The organism is Cumulibacter manganitolerans (assembly GCF_009602465.1).
In the GTDB taxonomy this organism is placed as follows: Bacteria; Actinomycetota; Actinomycetes; order Mycobacteriales; family Antricoccaceae; genus Cumulibacter; species Cumulibacter manganitolerans.
Window position 1 is genome coordinate 1 of sequence record NZ_WBKP01000129.1, and the last position, 954, is coordinate 954.

Here is a 954-nt window from a genome sequence, read left to right on the forward strand (position 1 = left end):
GGGCGCGGACCGGGCGCGGGTGCCTCGGACGCCGGGGCCGGGGCGGGTGCCGGAGCCGGAGTCGGCGGCTGCGCGGCGGCCGCGGGAGGCGCGGGCGCAGGCTTCGGTCCGGGCTTGGGTGCGACCGAGGACGGCACGGGGCCGCTGACCTCGACCTTGGGCGGGCCGGACTTCGCCGCCTTCTGGCTGCCGCCGCCGGCGGCGAGCTGTTCCTTCAGCTTGCGCGCCACGGGCGCTTCGACGGTCGAGCTCGCGCTCTTGACGAACTCGCCCATCTCGCCGAGCTTGGCGAGTACTTGCTTGCTGGTGACACCGAGCTCTTTAGCGAGCTCGTGCACGCGGGCCTTGCCTGCCACGGGTCTCCTCATCTTGAAGCCGCAGCAGGGACTCCGCTACGACCTCGTGTTTTTCCAGTGAAGAACAGTCATCGCTGCATCTTCATCGGGCTGCCTGATTCATCGGGATGCCTTGATCATCGGGATCCATCACCAATCGGGTCACGGTTGCTGGTCGGTGAGCTGTGGGCCTCGGCGACGTACCGCTCGACCTCCGCTGTCCGCACCGGAGAGCCGGTGCGCAGAGCGCGGACGAAGGCACGCTTCCGAGTGGCCGCCTCGAGGCAGGTGGCCGTGGGGTGCAGGTGCGCCCCCCGGCCGGGAAGTCGGCGCCGCAGGTCGACCCGGACCAGTCCGGGATCTGCGGCGTCCACCACGATGCGGATCAGCTCGCTGGCGTCCGCCGTCCGGCGGCATCCGATGCAGGTTCGGGGGTTCACTCGTGAGCCCTCCTCACCGGCGGCTGCCGTCCGCGCGTGCGGGACACCATCAGACAGCATACCCCGCGCCGCCGGGCGCGCGGCGTCGGCACGCGGACGGAGGCTCTCTGCGGACCCGCGACGCGGACGATCAGCGGCGCGGACCCGCCGGGGGTCGCTGCCCGTCGGGCCGGTCGGCG

General features: G+C 72.4%; 2 protein-coding genes. Both read right to left on the minus strand.

Annotation, left to right across the window (positions count from 1 at the left end):
- The coding region (locus F8A92_RS18465; RefSeq protein WP_194291595.1) for a translation initiation factor IF-2 N-terminal domain-containing protein at positions 1-356 on the minus strand (356 nt) is incomplete at its 3' end.
- Positions 357-472: 116 nt separating this feature from the next.
- Positions 473-835 (minus strand): YlxR family protein, encoded by a 363-nt coding sequence (locus tag F8A92_RS18470; RefSeq protein ID WP_153506642.1) that lies wholly within the window; start codon positions 833-835, stop codon positions 473-475.
- Positions 836-954: the final 119 nt, after the last annotated feature.

What these genes read in the sequence shown, in the direction of transcription:
- F8A92_RS18470 (WP_153506642.1), bottom strand. Translation starts at nt 835, where the DNA reads ATGCTGTCTGATGGTGTCCCGCACGCGCGGACGGCAGCCGCCGGTGAG.